Raw genomic sequence first — 15,312 nt, 5'->3', positions numbered from 1 at the left:
GTAATGAGCGCATGAATGATGCAGCCGCGCTAAATATAAAGGAACTGCATAAGACCTTTGGCCATAATGAGGTGCTAAAGGGAATTTCTCTTCAAGCTCACAAAGGTGACGTGATCTCTATCATTGGTTCATCTGGTTCAGGTAAAAGCACTTTCCTACGATGTGTAAATCTTTTAGAAACGCCCACTAACGGTGAAATTTGGGTTAACGGAGAGTTGATCCAAATGAAAACCAATCGTCAAGGTGAGTCTGTGCCTGTGAGTGAAAAACAAGTCCAGCGTATACGTTCCAGATTGGCAATGGTGTTTCAAGGGTTTAATCTTTGGTCGCACATGACGGTGCTTGAAAATGTTATTGAAGCGCCAGTACACGTACTTGGTGTTCCTAAAGTTCAAGCTATAGAGAATGCTGAGCTACTTCTGAAAAAAGTCGGTCTTTATGAGCGGAAAGATTATTACCCAGGTCATCTCTCAGGAGGCCAGCAGCAGCGAGCAGCAATAGCCAGAGCTCTTGCCGTTGATCCTGAAGTGATGCTGTTTGATGAACCCACTTCAGCACTCGATCCAGAGCTAGTGGGTGAAGTTCTTGGTGTAATGCGAGATCTTGCTGAAGAAGGCAGGACAATGCTAGTTGTAACGCACGAAATGGCATTTGCACGCGATGTTTCTAACCACGTCATGTTCTTACATCAAGGTCTAGTGGAAGAGCAGGGTGAGCCTGCTAAGCTCTTCACTAACCCAGATTCAGAGCGTTTACAACAATTTATCTCATCTATCTACTGAGTCTGTTGTAATCCGTACCACAGATTCTGCAAATATTAAGAAATCATGTTTAAAGGAGTATGAAATGAAAAAATGGCTAGTAGTAGCGGCTCTCGCTGCGACCGCATTGACAGGGCTTGTTCAAGCGAAAGAATGGAAGACAGTTCGCTTTGGGATTGAAGGGGCTTACCCTCCATTTAGTTGGACAGAAGCCGATGGCTCTTTGAAGGGCTTTGATGTTGATATGGCCAATGCACTATGTAATGAAATGAAGGTGAAATGTAAGATTGTTGCACAAGACTGGGATGGGATTATTCCATCGCTGTTAGCGCGTAAATACGATGCAATTATTGCCGCTATGTCGATTACAGAAGAGCGCAAGAAGAAGGTAGACTTTACCGGAAAATATGCTCTTATCCCGAATAAATTCATTGCCAAAAAAGGGGCTAATCTAGACTTTGATAACCTAGATGGGCAAAAAATTGCAGTACAAAGAGCGACCACGCACGATAAGTATCTAACTGATAATTATGGCGATAAAGTGGAAATTGTCCGTTACGGCTCGTTTGATGAAGCTTATCTTGACCTAGCAAATGGTCGAGTTGTTGCTGTCTTGGGCGATGCTTCTGCTCTTGAGGAAGGGGTCTTAAACAAAGCGGGTGGTGATGCGTACGAGTTTGTCGGGCCTTCACTAACAGACCCTAAGTGGTTTGGCGAAGGTTTTGGTATTGCAGTACGTAAGCAAGACAAAGATTTGACTGAAAAGTTAGATGAAGCGATTGCATCACTTCGTGAAAAAGGTGAATACCAAAAGATTGCCGATAAGTACTTTGACTACGATGTTTACGGGCAATAATCTTGACTAAAAGGCCCGCTGATGTGCTTTCTGGGGTAGGTCAGCGGTCTTTTTCATTCTAACTGTTATTCAGAACTAACCAATGATTTAAACCCAGAGCTTAGGAACTTACCTATGTTGGATTTACAAGGATACGAAGCCTCTATATTGAAAGGGGCCATAGTGACTATTGAAGTCGCGCTGCTCTCTTTGCTGCTCGCGATGGTGCTAGGGATGTTGGGGGCTTTGGCAAAGATGGCACCTTATCGCTGGGCGAGAGCGATTGCGACGTTATACACCACTGTTATTCGCGGTATCCCTGATCTTGTATTAATGATGTTAATATTCTTCGGTGGGCAAATATTACTCAACAATAGTTTGTATTCAATCAACGAATGGCTAAATGAATGGTTTACTGCAAGTGACCCAAGTCATGAGTGGACCTCATATTTACCCGACTATATCGACGTAAGCCCATTTATAGCAGGTGTTCTTACCATTGGGTTTATCTTTGGCGCCTATATGGCGGAAACGTTTCGTGGTGCTATCATGGCGGTCGATAGAGGGGAGTTGGAAGCGGCCAAGGCATATGGTATGAGCTCAGCACTCGCTTTTCGTCGTATTTTGTTGCCACAAATGATTCGCCATGCTCTGCCAGGTTTTGGAAACAACTGGCTTGTGCTTCTTAAAACCACGGCACTTGTCTCGATTATTGGTTTAGAAGACATGGTTCGTATGAGCGCACTAGCTGCTGGCTCAACAAAAATGCCATTTACCTTTTACATGACAGTTGCTGTCATTTTTCTATTTTTTACCAGTGTCTCAACGGGGTTACTCAAACTTGTTGAGCGTAAATTCAGTATCCATACGAGGTAGTTGATGGATTTTTCACTGATCATTGAAAGTTTACCAATTTATCTCGGGGGGCTCTGGACCACGACTTGGCTGGTGGTTGCTTCTCTTATTATTGGTCTATTTGTTGCAATCCCATTAGGTATCGCACGTAATAGTACTCACTACTTGTTCAAAGGGCCGAGTTGGGCTTTTATCTACTTTTTTCGTGGCACTCCACTCTTAGTTCAGCTTTACCTCATTTATTACGGTATGGATCAGTTTTTTCCTGTCAAAGATACTCTTTGGGAAAATGCATGGTTCTGTGCTCTAGTGGCTTTTGTTCTCAATACTTCTGCCTATACCGCAGAAATAATTCGAGGTGCGATAAATGGGCTACCTAAAGGGGAAGTAGAAGCGGCCAAAGCATATGGAATGAGTACACTAATGACGTATCGTCGTATCATTCTACCCAGTGCCTTGCGCCGAGCTCTACCAGCATACAGTAACGAAGTGATTTTTATGCTTCATGGTAGCGCAGTTGCTGGAATTGTGACCATAGTGGATTTGACCGGAGCTGCTCGCCTTGTTAATTCTCGTTATTACGCCCCTTTTGAGTCGTTTCTGACGGCCGGCCTTTTCTATATGTGTTTGACCTTTATTATTATTTGGTGCTTTAAACAGGCTGAAAAGCGATTTCTCGTCTATTTGAGGCCGCTTAGCTAAAGATAAAAAAAGCTTCCTGTAGGAAGCTTTTTATGTCTGAAACTTCAGCTCAATATAATCAGCACGGTACCAGCTAATGTCATTAATATATTTGCAATCGCGTATGTACCTGCATAGCCAAGCGCAGGAATAGTTGACTTGGTATAGTCATTGACTATGTCCATGGCTGGGGCGCAGGTTCGAGCTCCTATGATAGCGCCAAATAGCAGTGCTCTGTTCATCTTCAGGATATAAGCGCCCACGAGGTAAGCAAGAGCTACTGGAACAACGCTGACCAAGAACGAAAGGCCAATCACTTGTGGGCCGAATTCGGCAAGGTGTTCAAACATTTTCCCACCCGCGCTCAGGCCTATCCCAACCATAAAAAACATTAGGCCTAAGTCTTTGACCATGTTTAAGGCACCTTGAGGTACGTAACCAAAAGTTGGGTGGTTAGCTCGTAAGAAACCTAGCGAAATCCCCGAGAGGAGAAGGCCTACGGCATTACCTAAGCCAAACGATACCTGACCAAAAGTCATGGTGATCAATCCAAACATAATCCCTAGGATAAAGAAGCTGCAAAATGCCAGCAGATCAGCCATCTGGCTATGGATGGAAATAAACCCAATCTTTTCTGCTAAACCATGAACTCGGCTCTTTTCTCCACTCACTTGAAGAACATCTCCTTTAGCCAGTACGATATCGAGATCCATGGGCATTTCTATTTGAGCTCGGACAACTCTGTTAAGGAAACAACCGTATTCGGATAAGTTGAGATCAGAGAGACGTTTACCTGCCATAGCATCGCTTTTTACCACGATTTCTTCTTCAACGATTCGCAAGTCTAGGAGGTTGCGGTCAAACACTTCCTTGCCATTACGAAAACTAGGATCGAGCCTCGCGTGGCTATCAGGGAATCCAAGCAGTGCAATTTCATCACCTTGCTGCAAAATTGCGTCGCCATCAGGGTGGGCAAGGATCCCATTGCGACGAATACGCTCTATATAGCAACCAGTTTGGCGGTAAATACCCAATTCGCGAAGGTTTTTTCCATCGCTCCAGTCAATGAGCTCCTGTCCAACTCTGTAGGCGCGAATGATAGGCAAATAAACTTTACGCTGTCCATTACTTCCCAACCCTCGTTCCTGTGCTATCTGCTGTGCAGAGTCGGACAAATTTTGCTTTTGAAGCTTTGGCAGCAATTTGGCAAAGGCAATCATGCTGATCAAACCAACTAGGTAAGCCATGGCATAACCAACAGATAAGTTTTCAATCACCTCAGAAAAGTCCATAGCATGTGGCGTGGTGGCAAGACCAGAGTTGAGAGCATCTTGAGCGCCAACCAGCACAGGAGTTGCCGTAAGTGCACCAGCCATCATTCCGGCAGAGAGTCCGAAATCAAGACCTAGGTTATGGCTGGCAAAGTAGGTGATAAAAATAGCGCTAGATAAGACCACCATACTCAAAATGAAATAATGCTTACCATCTCTAAAAAAGATACCAAAGAAGTTGGGACCTGCCTCTATGCCAACGCAGTAGATAAATAACATAAACCCGACGGTCAATGCGTCTGCATTGAATGTAAAACCCAGATGTCCCATGACTAATGAAGTGAGCAAAACACCGATGGAATTGCCGAGTTGCAGATTACCAAAGCGAATTTTTCCTATGGCTAAGCCAATAGCGAGTGCAACAAAAATTAGTAGAATAGGGTTTTGCTCAAGCAGAGATAAAACATCAATGTTCACGGGGCAGCTCTTACTTCGGTGCCATAGATTAAGTGAGCAAATTGTAACTTAATAAAGAGAAATGATAAGTGTTAATTTGTATAATTGACGATTTACTGACTTGTGCCAAATATTTTGCAATAGGATTAAATAACAGGTACAAAAAAGCCGCTATATTAAGCGGCTTCAACAAATTCTGATTATGCGTCAAACAGACCTAAATGTTCTTTTGCATACGCTTCAAAGTCATCACAGCCACCGATATGGTTTTCATCAATGAAGATTTGTGGAACAGTTTCCACTGGCTTTCCGACAGTTTTCTCAAGGTCAGCTTTTGAAATGCCCTCTGCATGAATATCTACATAACGGTAGTTAAAGTCATCACGTTTTGCTTTCAATGTCTCAGCGTGTTCCTTTGCACGAACACAGTAAGGGCAGGCTGGACGACCAAAGATAACTACGAACATATTGTCATTCTCCTTTATTCTGATAGGCGCCACTATGCCCGAATCGAGCTGAAAAATAAAGAGGCATTTACCTGTTGGTTCGATAGGTCAAACCTATTTGTTTAGAAGTGAGATAATTTGTCGTAGCGTGAGTCCTTAAGCGCTTCTTTAACCCGTTTTAGGTTGTCTCTAAAGCCTGAACCACGTCTTAACGTGAAGCCTGTTGCCAGTACATCAATTACTGTCATTTGCACGACGCGACTTGCCATTGGCATGTACACATCCGTGTCTTCAGGGACGTTCAGTGAAATGGAAAGAGAGCTCGCTTGATCCAACGGAGAATCTTTCGCCGTTATTGCGATAACGGTGGCTCCATTTTCACGAGCAAGGTTGGCAATCTCAACCAAGCTTTTCGTACGACCAGTATGTGATATCAGAACAATGACGTCGTTATCCGTACAATTAATACAGCTCATTCGCTGCATAACGATGTCTTCAAAACAGGTGATAGGGATGTTAAAGCGAATGAACTTATTTTGAGCGTCACGGGCAACGGCCGAAGATGCACCTAAACCAAAGAAAGAGATGCGTTTGGCTTGAGTGAGAAGATCAACCGCTCGATTGATCTGCATAGAATCTAAGCTATTTTTTGCCACATCCAAGCAGGCCATTGTGGACTCAAAGATTTTATGTGTATAGGCATCTGGGCCATCATCTTCTTCAACATTACGATTGACATAAGGAGTTCCGTTAGCAAGGCTTTGAGCAAGATGAAGCTTGAAGTCAGGGAAGCCTTTAGTATCTAGCCTACGACAGAAGCGGTTTACGGTCGGCTCGCTGACATCAGCCATTTTCGCAAGAGTAGCAATACTAGAATGAATGGCGGTTTGAGGCGATGCCATTATGACTTCAGCAACTTTGCGCTCCGACTTGCTGAAGTTTTCTAGATTTTTCTGAATTTTTTCTATTGTATTCATAGTGTTCACAAAGGTATAGAGAACAACTTGCTGGATAATTTAAGGCGTTATTACTTACGTACAATTGCCAACCAGCGCCATGTGGCCCAGTATAAACCCAAGCTTAAGGTTTACTGTAATATTTACACTCTTCGATAAGTGTAAACATGACAGGCCTCAAACTAAATATGTCTCAAAGAGATAAAATAGTCTTTATCTTTGCAAAAACCTTCTCTTAAAGAGGTCCAATGGTAGGCAAGTTACACTTATTTAGAAAGAAATTTTCAACTCGCTTCAATGGTTTGGGATGTTGCTAGGATTTTTGCCATCAAATTGGGTGCTTGCTGAGCGATGTTTCTTTGCTCTTCTAGTACTGAACTGAGTATATCGTGTCCCGTAAGCGGGTTTGCCAGAACGACGCGAAATACAATCGTATTAAGTTTACCCCAGCGAGCCGGGTTTAAACGTGTTCTCGAAACAAATGATTTTCCTGTTTCTCGTTGGCGTTTTTGGATAAATTGAGTCAGTTCATTGATTAACTCATTGAGGTGTTTTCTGCACTCTGGTGAAGCAAGTTTAAGTGCCTCACGTACTTCAGAGGGAATATAACGATAGGTTAGTAAGCAAAGCTCAGGTTCTGATATCAACTCAAAATCATCTTGCGCCTGTATTAGTGTGGCAAAATACTTGGCTTTTTCGATACTCTCATCGATAAGCAGCTGATAACCCGGGCGGCTAATAATATGCATTGCGGCGTAAACCAGCATCGCCATACCGGATCGAGAACCTTCCAAGGTATGACTGCCTAAGTCTTTTGAGCCTTTTCGAAGTATATATTGTGCGTGGTGCTCAACAGATTTCATGGCTTCGGGATCCTTGAAGAGAACCATTCCAGCCCCCATGGGAACATAAAGCTGTTTGTGGGCATCGATGGTAATTGAATCCGCTTTTTCAACACCTTGTAAGAGATAACGGTAGTTATTTGACATTAGGGTAGCGCCGCCCCAAGCTGCGTCGATATGAAAATGGCAGTCGTGCTCACGGCATATCTCGGCCATCTCAGGTAAAGGGTCAATCGAGCCTGTTTCTGTGGTCCCTGCTACTCCTATAACCGCAAACGGTTTGATATTTTTTTTCTTTAACTCAACAATCTTTTCGTTCAATGCATGTGGGCATATACGATTGTTATGGTCGGTTTTGACCGCGACTAAACCTTGCTGGCCAAGTCCCAGCAAATCGGCAGATTTTTTCAGAGAGTAATGTCCTCTTTCTGATACCAGAATGGCAAGGCCTTGATAACCATAATGTTGCATCGCTCTGAAAAGCCCCTCTTTCTCTACACCCTGAAATTCTCCTTGTGCTTTTAATGCATTGTTTCTCGCAACCCAAAGGGCGGTGATGTTTGCGATTGTTCCACCCGAGCAAAAAGCACCGAGTGAATGTTGTGCGCTGTGCATCCACTTTGTGTAGAAATCGTCATTTTGGTTATATACCAATCGATGCAGCATGCCTAGTACTTGACGTTCTAACGGGGTAAAGGCTTTGGATGTTTCTATTTTCACCAAGTTTTGATTGAGAGCGATCATGATTTTTGACAACGGCATCAAAAAATAGGGCAATGCTGATGTCATATGTCCGATGAAGCTTGGTGCTGAGGTATGAACCGAGTGTGAAACTAAGGTATCAAGGAGGTGCTGAGTATGCTCAGAGACAAACTCTGGACTCTCTGGAATAGTGGAATAGAAGAAGTCTTTTTCAATCTCTTTTAGGGGCTTCTCTTCTGCCACAATATGTTCACGTAAAAATTGATTAAGGTTTTGCGAGAGCCTTTCTTCGATTTTAGTCAGTGTTGAATCGGGCCCTTCAGGGACAGTAAATATTTTAAGCAGACTGTCGAAGCTTACGTCAGCCGTTTTATGTTTGGTTATCATACAACTACTTTGCTCTTGTCACTCTGTTGCCGCGCCAATCTAAACGAAAATCGGTTTAAAGTCCCGAGTTAATTGCTTGATCTTCTCTGGCAATGTGAAGTGTCACTGCTTTGATAATATTCTTGGCAGTGACACCAAGGCTAGGTTTCACATGACATGCTTTCTAAGTCTTTGATAGCTTGGTTATAACGTTTAAGTGCACTATCAATTTTGGTTGGATGACTTAACAAATCAGCAAAAGCAGACCTAAGATCATAGTTTTGGTCATGTGGTTTTGATTGACGATCACTGTAGGTTACTTGAGCCAGTCGACCTAATTCATCACTGCGAGACGATAAAGTCTTAATATCTTTCTGCTCGAGTAAGAGCCAAGACTCGACTGGTTGGTTTACGGCAATCTTCGAAGGGTCATTTTCTAAATAGTAGTGGACAGCCGCTCTGTTGAGCTCAAAATGGTTTTTTCGACCTTCTAAGAACCATTCACTGACTTCTTTTAGGTCAGGGAATTGTTCGCTAGTTAGCTTGGCTAAATCTTCATACCAATGAAGAGAAGCATCAATGTAAGCATCGTATTTCTTGGATAAACATGCATTGTCGGCTGCGGCAACCATGGTAGAGGTTGCTCCTAACAACAATGCAATCAGTAGACGTGTCATAATTATTCCTTTTTTCTAAGGTTATATATTATTAAGTCACTCAATATTATTCATTAAATTGTATAGCATGGCTGAGTCATTAATATAATGAAATGAAAGATAAAATCATGCGATCTGCTCTACAAGAGAGACAAAGAACAGCATCAATAAAGGTACTAATAGGCTCAAAATGAATCCACTGACAATGGCAATCGGTACGCAGCGAACGCCTCCAGTACTTTGAATAATTGGCAATGTAAAATCCATTGCTGTAGCTCCTGCGTAACCTATAGCGACACTAGGTCGTGAATGTATAACCAGTGGAATCATAACTAAGGCAACGAGTTCTCTAACTAGTTCAATCATAAATGACGCTCCGCCAAATATTGGTCCAAAAGCATCCCCCATGAGAATCCCTGATAAAGAATACCAACCAAACCCACAAGACATGGCGAGTGCTTGATAAAGTTCCAAGTCAAGTATCACTGCAGCCACAGCTCCTCCCAAAATTGAAGTTGTAATTATAGTGATGGCAATGATCATTCCTTGCTTGTTGAGTAAAATTTGACGTAAGGAGAGCCCACTATTTCTGAGTTGAATCCCAATCAGAAATAAGAGAACGAATAAAACAGATTCACTTGCTATATCCACCCAGCTTAGATCTATGTATAGAAGTCTGCCCGCAACCAGACCTATGCCAACAAAGAGAATTAGCTTTATTGACTCGAAAGCCATAGTTGAAAGTGAAAGGGTATTTTTTTTGCTTTCAACCCTAATTGGGAAGAGCTTATCAACGATTGGAAGTGCCGCTAAGTTGCTTAGTCCAATACATACAGAGAAGACAACAACATACTTAAGTATCAACTGTAGATTTTGACCCAGATTATCTAGTGAAGCCAGACTCAATCCCATTAAAGCCAAGATAACAACAATTAAATAATTTGTTGCCCGATTAACTCCGGAGAGAAAAGCGGTATTTGACGTTTGAATAAGGTACCCCACAAGGAGTGGGGCAAAAATAAAAAGCATTCCCGTAGGCATGATATCCCTAAGTAATGGCTAGCCTAGTTTATAAACCGCTAGCGCTGATGAGTTCATTGATTTTTGATTTGAACTCAATATCACTCAAATTACTCAATTTGTATAGTATATCTGCCCCCGTAACATCAAATTCGACAGTATGTTCATCGATTTGGTTATCTTGACGGCGGAACATGAGAATATGATTAGCAATACGGGCTACATCGAGGTAGCTGACATTAACTTTCTTTATTTGAGTGGCGTTGTTACTTGCAACATCAATAAAATCATGGTCAAAACCCCACTGTTTTAATACCAGTTCACTCGCACCAGCACATAAGTTGTTAAATACCTGAAATGCGATGTCTTCATCTAGGTAATTCCCTTTTTCTAGATAAGTATGGTATTCGCTAACAATGCAGAAAAACCCAATATCTGCTAGCAACCCTGTCAGCAATGCCTTATCTGTCTCTAGGTACTCATAATCACTGGGGGAGATTTCTTTGAAACCCTTTGCCACCATCACCATAGTTGCAGCAAGCTCTCGTGAAGTGCTGGCGCTATTTATAAGCATTTGATTGCATCCGCGACTTAAATTTACGGAATGTTTAAGTTGTTCTATTGCTTGGGCCGTGACTATATCGCGAACTCTCAAGATTCCCAGACGTGAAACGGCTGTGACAATGTCAGTACAGGTAATATTACGACGGTTAAAAATCACTGAGTTTGCTACTCTGATAACGATAGCGGCAAGGCCAGGATCTTCAAACAAACAATCAGCGATATCAAATACAGTCGTGCAATCTTTAGTACAGAGCCTTTGTATTTTTAGTACGACTTCAGGGATTGGAGGTAATGTTATTTTACCAGATGTAATGGCATGTTCTACCAAGGTATTGAATTCAGACTCAATACCTTTGATCAAGAGCTCCTCGTTTTCGGGAAGCCAAAAAAAAGACAGATGGTTCATTCTAATTAAGCGTTATCTTCTACCATATATATTTTACCTAGCATAGTAATCATTATGCAAATCATTGATATAAAATATGGATTTGCATATGTGTATATTGATGTTGACTCAGTATGGAAAGATACTTTATGTGATTTTAGTCGCGCTTTAGAGCTAGTCTAGCCGGATTGATGTGATCTGTGCATAGACATATTTTTTATCGTTAACTACCATTTATGGACTTGGAGTCAGAGGTCAAAACAAATCATAACTTAGAGGTTTTCTGACACAGGTATATTTTTTCGCTTATATCTGCTGCCATCTGGTGATCGTCAAATAATCGGGGTTTTCTGGTTTAAAAGGATCATGGATATGACAGAGCAAAACTTTATCTCGTATGTAAATAAGTTCGGGAGTTTCCAAAAGCGTTCAATGTTTGGTGGGCTGGGCCTCTTTAAACAAGGTGCCATGTTTGCCTTGATTAGTTCTGGGCAAGTGTTTATTCGGGGGGGAGAACAACTCGATAGGCAATTGATGCAGTTGGGGTGTACCAAATACCGTCACGTAAAAAAACAGACGACAGCAACGGTGAACTATTATGATGTAACGCGCCTTTTTCTTTCGAGAAGCGCAAAGCTTGACGATATTGTGCGGCAATCAATGCAATTTTCTGTTTCTCAGCGACATCATAAAAAATCATCCGCCAGTCGTCGTTTACGTGACTTGCCAAATATGCAACTAACGCTTGAGCGTATGGTAAAAAAATCCGGTATTGGCGATGTAGATACGTTTGTTGAGCTTGGTGCTCCTAAAGTGTTCTCAAAGGTGAAAGCCACATATGGCAATGATGTTGATGTGAAGCTACTTTGGAAGTTTGCCGGTGCAATAGATGGCGTACACTGGAAGTTGATTCAAGAACCGCGTAAGCGTCAATTGCTCGCAAGTTGCATTTAAATAATGATAGGTTCAAGAAAAGCCGAGTGTCACTCGGCTTTTGATCATTAGAGTTTAAAACGTGTTGTGAACATTAGCTGGTCGCCATAGAAGTCGTTGATCCTAACTTCACCCCCGATAGAAAATAGCTCTGTCGCATGAAAGCGAGCGTATGCAGAACCAATCCAATCGTCATCATTATCGATGTTTACGTAACCAGCTTTGCCTCCGACTTCGAGTTGAGGCCCCAGCCACTGGCGAACACCTAAATTCAATTCCATACCGGTATCGCTGCCTTTGCCTTCTCTGCCATCAAAATCCACTACGCGGAAGAGCATTTCACCAGTAAAGTCCGCCCAGTTATTGATCGGAGCATGAAAGCCAAAACCTGCGGCTGCATCATAATCTCCTTCGAACTCAGAGTCGATTCTACCGATGAAGTGAGCATTTGGGTGGACAGACTTACTTACAGCAGTACCGAAGGTTACTGGGCTTGCTCCAATTCTGGCTTCTATGTAATCGTAGCTAAAGTTACTCATTACGGCGGGGCTGTTTGGGTCCGTCTCTGCAAGAGTTTGACCGGATGCTAGCACTATGGCAGCAGCTAAGATTTTATTACGCATATGAAAGAAAAACCTTTTCTTGTTAATTTCCTCGGTCTATTGCGACTGAGCACTGTCATACCATAACATCATAATGCATTCTCGTGGTATGACACCACTAAAATGTCATTGTTTTGTCACTCTTTATATCAAAGAGCAAAATTTACACCAAAATGAATTTCAAAAAGAGATTCATTACCCATCTTTATCTTTTAATTTTGACTTTGAGTGGGAGGATAACTTGTGTAAGGAGACAATGTGTTTTGCAATTGGGTGTTATGAGGTGGAATAAAACCTCACAGTGAATTGACCCACCTTTTGATCGTGTGGACTAGACTAGTACCAGTGAGTGTAACGTGCGGATCGTTAAACTTATAATATGGTAAAACACCAATGCTATGATTTAATAGAGAGTTTTTTGGCGTAAACTGTAATTAATACTCGAGTAAAGATAAAACATGCATCAATTAAAAAAATATGGCGCTATTGGCGGCGCAATTGCGTTAGCATTATGTTGGCCTTTGGCTGTTGGTCAAATTGGCCAAAATGTTATTAAGGACGGTGTCGCGCATTTAACCAATGAATCATTGAAAGCGGAAGTAATTTCTTATGATAGGGGATATTTATCTTCAGAGGTGACAACACGGTATACAATACATGACCCCGTCCTAGCAAAAGAACTCGAATTGGATGGCTTTCCAACGGAATTTGTTGTCAATAGCCATGTTACTCATGGGCTTTTGAGTTTAAAAGCTGAGTCGACGTTAGAGGATAGTGAACGCTTTCCATTAAAGTTGACTACCGTTACCCAGCTCAACGGTAACACAGATTACTCACTAAAACTGGGTAATTGGCATCAGTCTTCTGAAGGTGAAGATGCTGCGATGATCTCTGTGACCGCTTCCACTCTTAAAGGGCATTTAACCGTGCTCGGTGAAGTTAGCTATGACCTCAATGTGCCTTCGGTTGAAATCGATTTTAATTCTGGAGAGAAAATGTTGATTTCTGGAATTAAAGGCGTAGGAGATGGCCGAAAGCAAGATAACTTTTGGTTGGGTGATCAAGAAATACGCATCTCAGATGTGAAAATATCCGACGCTCAGCAATCTTCCATATTTAATATGGAAGAGGCCAAGTATGAATTCTCTTCATCGATAGACGAGGCGTCTTCTCGCGTAGATAGTCAGCATGTTGTCAATATATCTAAATTAGAAATGCCTGAAGGTAAAGCAGAAAATTTAGGACTTGACGTTGAGTTTGGTGGATTAGACAGTAATGCTTTTAACCACCTGATTAGCTTGTATCAGAACAGCCCGACTTTAACACCTGAAGACATCCAGCACGCCATGCCTTATGTGGATACACTATTCGACAAAGGTTTCTTCCTATCGGTGAATAAAGCAACATTGACACTGGGAGATGCTGGTGAGTTTAATAGTGTGGGTAAAGTGTCTGTTCCTGAAGGCACGAGTGAGATTACGAAAAACCCAGCTAAGCTTTTGCCTGCCTTGAGCGGTGATATTGACACCTTCTTCTCGAATGGCCTTGTAGAGCAATACCCATTCATTAAACAAAGCATTGATGAGGCTTTAGTTCAGGAATTTATCGGTCAAGATGATAAGGGTTATCAGCTTAAAGCTGAGCTTAAAGATGGTAATTTAGTATTTGAAAGTGGTCAAAAAATACCCCTGATACAACTGTTCTTGCCAGCTGTAAATTAGCCCTAACCGGTAAATTTTTGCTGTTTAATTAAAAAGAGGTCTTAAGACCTCTTTTCTTGCTTTTTATGTACAAAAAAACGTGGTATTAATCAATAAAACCTCTATTAAAAGCGTAGACAAGGAATTTGGGAATGGAGAATGTGTATAACTTTAGTGCTGGCCCTGCTGGGTTGCCTAAAGAAGTAATGCAAAAAGCACAAGCGGAGTTTGTTGAATGGAATGGGCTTGGTACTTCAGTGATGGAAATCAGTCACAGAAGCAAAGAGTTTATTCAAGTGGCTGAAGAAGCAGAACAGGACCTAAGGGATTTACTCGATATTCCAGACAACTATAGAGTACTGTTCTGCCAAGGTGGTGCTCGTGCACAATTTGCGGCAGTGCCTCTAAACTTACTTGGAAGCTCACTAAAAGCAACCTATGTTGATGCGGGCTACTGGGCTCAAAGCGCAGTGAAAGAAGCAGAAAAGTACTGTCAAGTAGACCTTGTTGATGCAAAAACCACAAAAGAAGGCAGAGTGGCAGTGATACAAGCCTCAGATTGGAAGATCGATCCTGAGTCTGCTTATGTCCACTTTTGCCCTAATGAAACCATTGATGGGATTGAAATATCTGATCTGCCTGATACCAAATTACCTATTGTTGCTGATATGTCCTCTAACATACTCTCGCGTAAGATAGATGTTTCACGATATGGTGTTATTTATGCGGGAGCCCAAAAAAATATCGGTCCCGCAGGCATTTGTATTGCTATTGTGCGTGACGACCTACTTGATTTGGCTTATGAACTTTTACCTAGTTTTATGAGCTATAAGGTATTGGCAGAAAAAGACTCGATGTTTAACACTCCTCCGACATTTGCTTGGTATTTATCTGGTTTGGTCTTTAAGTGGCTGAAAGGGCAGGGAGGGGTAAGTGCCATCGAGCAAATTAACATTGAGAAAGCCACAATTTTGTATGACTATATCGATAGTTCAGCATTTTATAGTAATGATGTCCATGCTCAAAACCGGTCGCGTATGAATGTGCCTTTCCAACTTGCAAAACCTGAATTAGATGAAGTATTTCTTAAACAAGCGTCTGAGAGAGGCTTAGTTTCGCTTAAAGGTCACAGAGCTGTAGGAGGAATGCGGGCGTCAATTTATAATGCAATGCCGATAGAAGGTGTAAAAGCCTTGGTTGAGTTTATGAGAGAGTTTGCGGCAGATAACGCTTAAACCTCCGTCAAATTTAGAGCACGAGATTCTGTTATCAAGTGCTCTT

At 42.0% G+C, this 15,312-nt stretch carries 15 protein-coding genes; 7 read left to right on the top strand and 8 right to left on the bottom strand.

Going from position 1 to position 15,312, the window contains the following annotated elements:
• Nucleotides 1–11 precede the first annotated feature (11 nt).
• The 4 genes from FIV01_RS08965 (at nucleotide 12) to FIV01_RS08950 (ending at nucleotide 3,153) form a co-directional block, all read left to right on the top strand.
• Nucleotides 12–782: an ABC transporter ATP-binding protein gene (locus tag FIV01_RS08965; RefSeq protein WP_152431699.1), complete on the top strand. Its 771-nt coding sequence runs from the start codon at nucleotides 12–14 to the stop codon at nucleotides 780–782.
• Between the two features lie 64 nt (nucleotides 783–846).
• A complete protein-coding gene (locus FIV01_RS08960; protein ID WP_152430696.1) occupies nucleotides 847–1,617 on the top strand; it encodes an ABC transporter substrate-binding protein in 771 nt (256 codons plus the stop codon).
• Between the two features lie 114 nt (nucleotides 1,618–1,731).
• Nucleotides 1,732–2,472: an ABC transporter permease gene (locus FIV01_RS08955; protein ID WP_114784513.1), complete on the top strand. Its 741-nt coding sequence runs from the start codon at nucleotides 1,732–1,734 to the stop codon at nucleotides 2,470–2,472.
• Nucleotides 2,473–2,475: 3 nt separating this feature from the next.
• Nucleotides 2,476–3,153 carry an ABC transporter permease gene (locus FIV01_RS08950; RefSeq protein ID WP_152430695.1) on the top strand — a complete coding sequence of 226 codons (678 nt, stop codon included), beginning with the start codon at nucleotides 2,476–2,478 and terminating at the stop codon, nucleotides 3,151–3,153.
• Between the two features lie 44 nt (nucleotides 3,154–3,197).
• On the opposite strand, the gene FIV01_RS08945 is transcribed toward FIV01_RS08950, so the two are convergent.
• The 7 genes from FIV01_RS08945 to FIV01_RS08915 form a co-directional block, all read right to left on the bottom strand.
• Nucleotides 3,198–4,880, bottom strand: a complete 1,683-nt coding sequence (locus tag FIV01_RS08945; RefSeq protein ID WP_152430694.1) for an aspartate:alanine antiporter — start codon at nucleotides 4,878–4,880, stop codon at nucleotides 3,198–3,200.
• A gap of 179 nt (nucleotides 4,881–5,059) precedes the next feature.
• The gene (locus FIV01_RS08940) at nucleotides 5,060–5,326 is read right to left on the bottom strand and encodes a GrxA family glutaredoxin (RefSeq protein WP_114784519.1); all 267 of its coding nucleotides are present in this window, start codon (nucleotides 5,324–5,326) and stop codon (nucleotides 5,060–5,062) included.
• Nucleotides 5,327–5,427: 101 nt separating this feature from the next.
• The gene (locus FIV01_RS08935) at nucleotides 5,428–6,282 is read right to left on the bottom strand and encodes a MurR/RpiR family transcriptional regulator (RefSeq protein WP_114784521.1); all 855 of its coding nucleotides are present in this window, start codon (nucleotides 6,280–6,282) and stop codon (nucleotides 5,428–5,430) included.
• Nucleotides 6,283–6,545: 263 nt separating this feature from the next.
• A complete protein-coding gene (gene panP, locus FIV01_RS08930; RefSeq protein WP_152430693.1) occupies nucleotides 6,546–8,192 on the bottom strand; it encodes a pyridoxal-dependent aspartate 1-decarboxylase PanP in 1,647 nt (548 codons plus the stop codon).
• A gap of 140 nt (nucleotides 8,193–8,332) precedes the next feature.
• Nucleotides 8,333–8,848 carry a hypothetical protein gene (locus FIV01_RS08925; RefSeq protein WP_152430692.1) on the bottom strand — a complete coding sequence of 172 codons (516 nt, stop codon included), beginning with the start codon at nucleotides 8,846–8,848 and terminating at the stop codon, nucleotides 8,333–8,335.
• Between the two features lie 105 nt (nucleotides 8,849–8,953).
• The gene (locus FIV01_RS08920) at nucleotides 8,954–9,868 is read right to left on the bottom strand and encodes a LysO family transporter (protein ID WP_152430691.1); all 915 of its coding nucleotides are present in this window, start codon (nucleotides 9,866–9,868) and stop codon (nucleotides 8,954–8,956) included.
• Between the two features lie 28 nt (nucleotides 9,869–9,896).
• Nucleotides 9,897–10,817 (bottom strand): HDOD domain-containing protein, encoded by a 921-nt coding sequence (locus FIV01_RS08915; protein ID WP_152430690.1) that lies wholly within the window; start codon nucleotides 10,815–10,817, stop codon nucleotides 9,897–9,899.
• 345 nt (nucleotides 10,818–11,162) lie between these two features.
• Here FIV01_RS08915 and FIV01_RS08910 point away from each other — a divergent pair, with 345 nt between their 5' ends.
• The gene (locus tag FIV01_RS08910) at nucleotides 11,163–11,750 is read left to right on the top strand and encodes a TfoX/Sxy family DNA transformation protein (protein ID WP_152430689.1); all 588 of its coding nucleotides are present in this window, start codon (nucleotides 11,163–11,165) and stop codon (nucleotides 11,748–11,750) included.
• Between the two features lie 47 nt (nucleotides 11,751–11,797).
• Here the strand turns inward: FIV01_RS08910 and FIV01_RS08905 are convergent, their stop codons facing one another.
• Nucleotides 11,798–12,352, bottom strand: a complete 555-nt coding sequence (locus FIV01_RS08905) for a hypothetical protein (protein WP_152430688.1) — start codon at nucleotides 12,350–12,352, stop codon at nucleotides 11,798–11,800.
• A gap of 437 nt (nucleotides 12,353–12,789) precedes the next feature.
• Here FIV01_RS08905 and FIV01_RS08900 point away from each other — a divergent pair, with 437 nt between their 5' ends.
• Together FIV01_RS08900 and serC are read left to right on the top strand one after the other, a co-directional pair.
• Entirely contained in the window at nucleotides 12,790–14,052 is a 1,263-nt protein-coding gene (locus FIV01_RS08900; protein ID WP_152430687.1) for a DUF945 family protein, read from the top strand.
• Nucleotides 14,053–14,183: 131 nt separating this feature from the next.
• A complete protein-coding gene (gene serC, locus FIV01_RS08895) occupies nucleotides 14,184–15,266 on the top strand; it encodes a 3-phosphoserine/phosphohydroxythreonine transaminase (RefSeq protein ID WP_152430686.1) in 1,083 nt (360 codons plus the stop codon).
• The last annotated feature ends 46 nt before the right edge of the window (nucleotides 15,267–15,312 follow it).

It is taken from the genome of Vibrio aquimaris, from assembly GCF_009363415.1.
GTDB lineage: Bacteria > Pseudomonadota > Gammaproteobacteria > Enterobacterales > Vibrionaceae > Vibrio > Vibrio aquimaris.
Note: the sequence above shows the minus strand (reverse complement) of the source record. Positions and strands in the feature narration are given on the sequence as shown.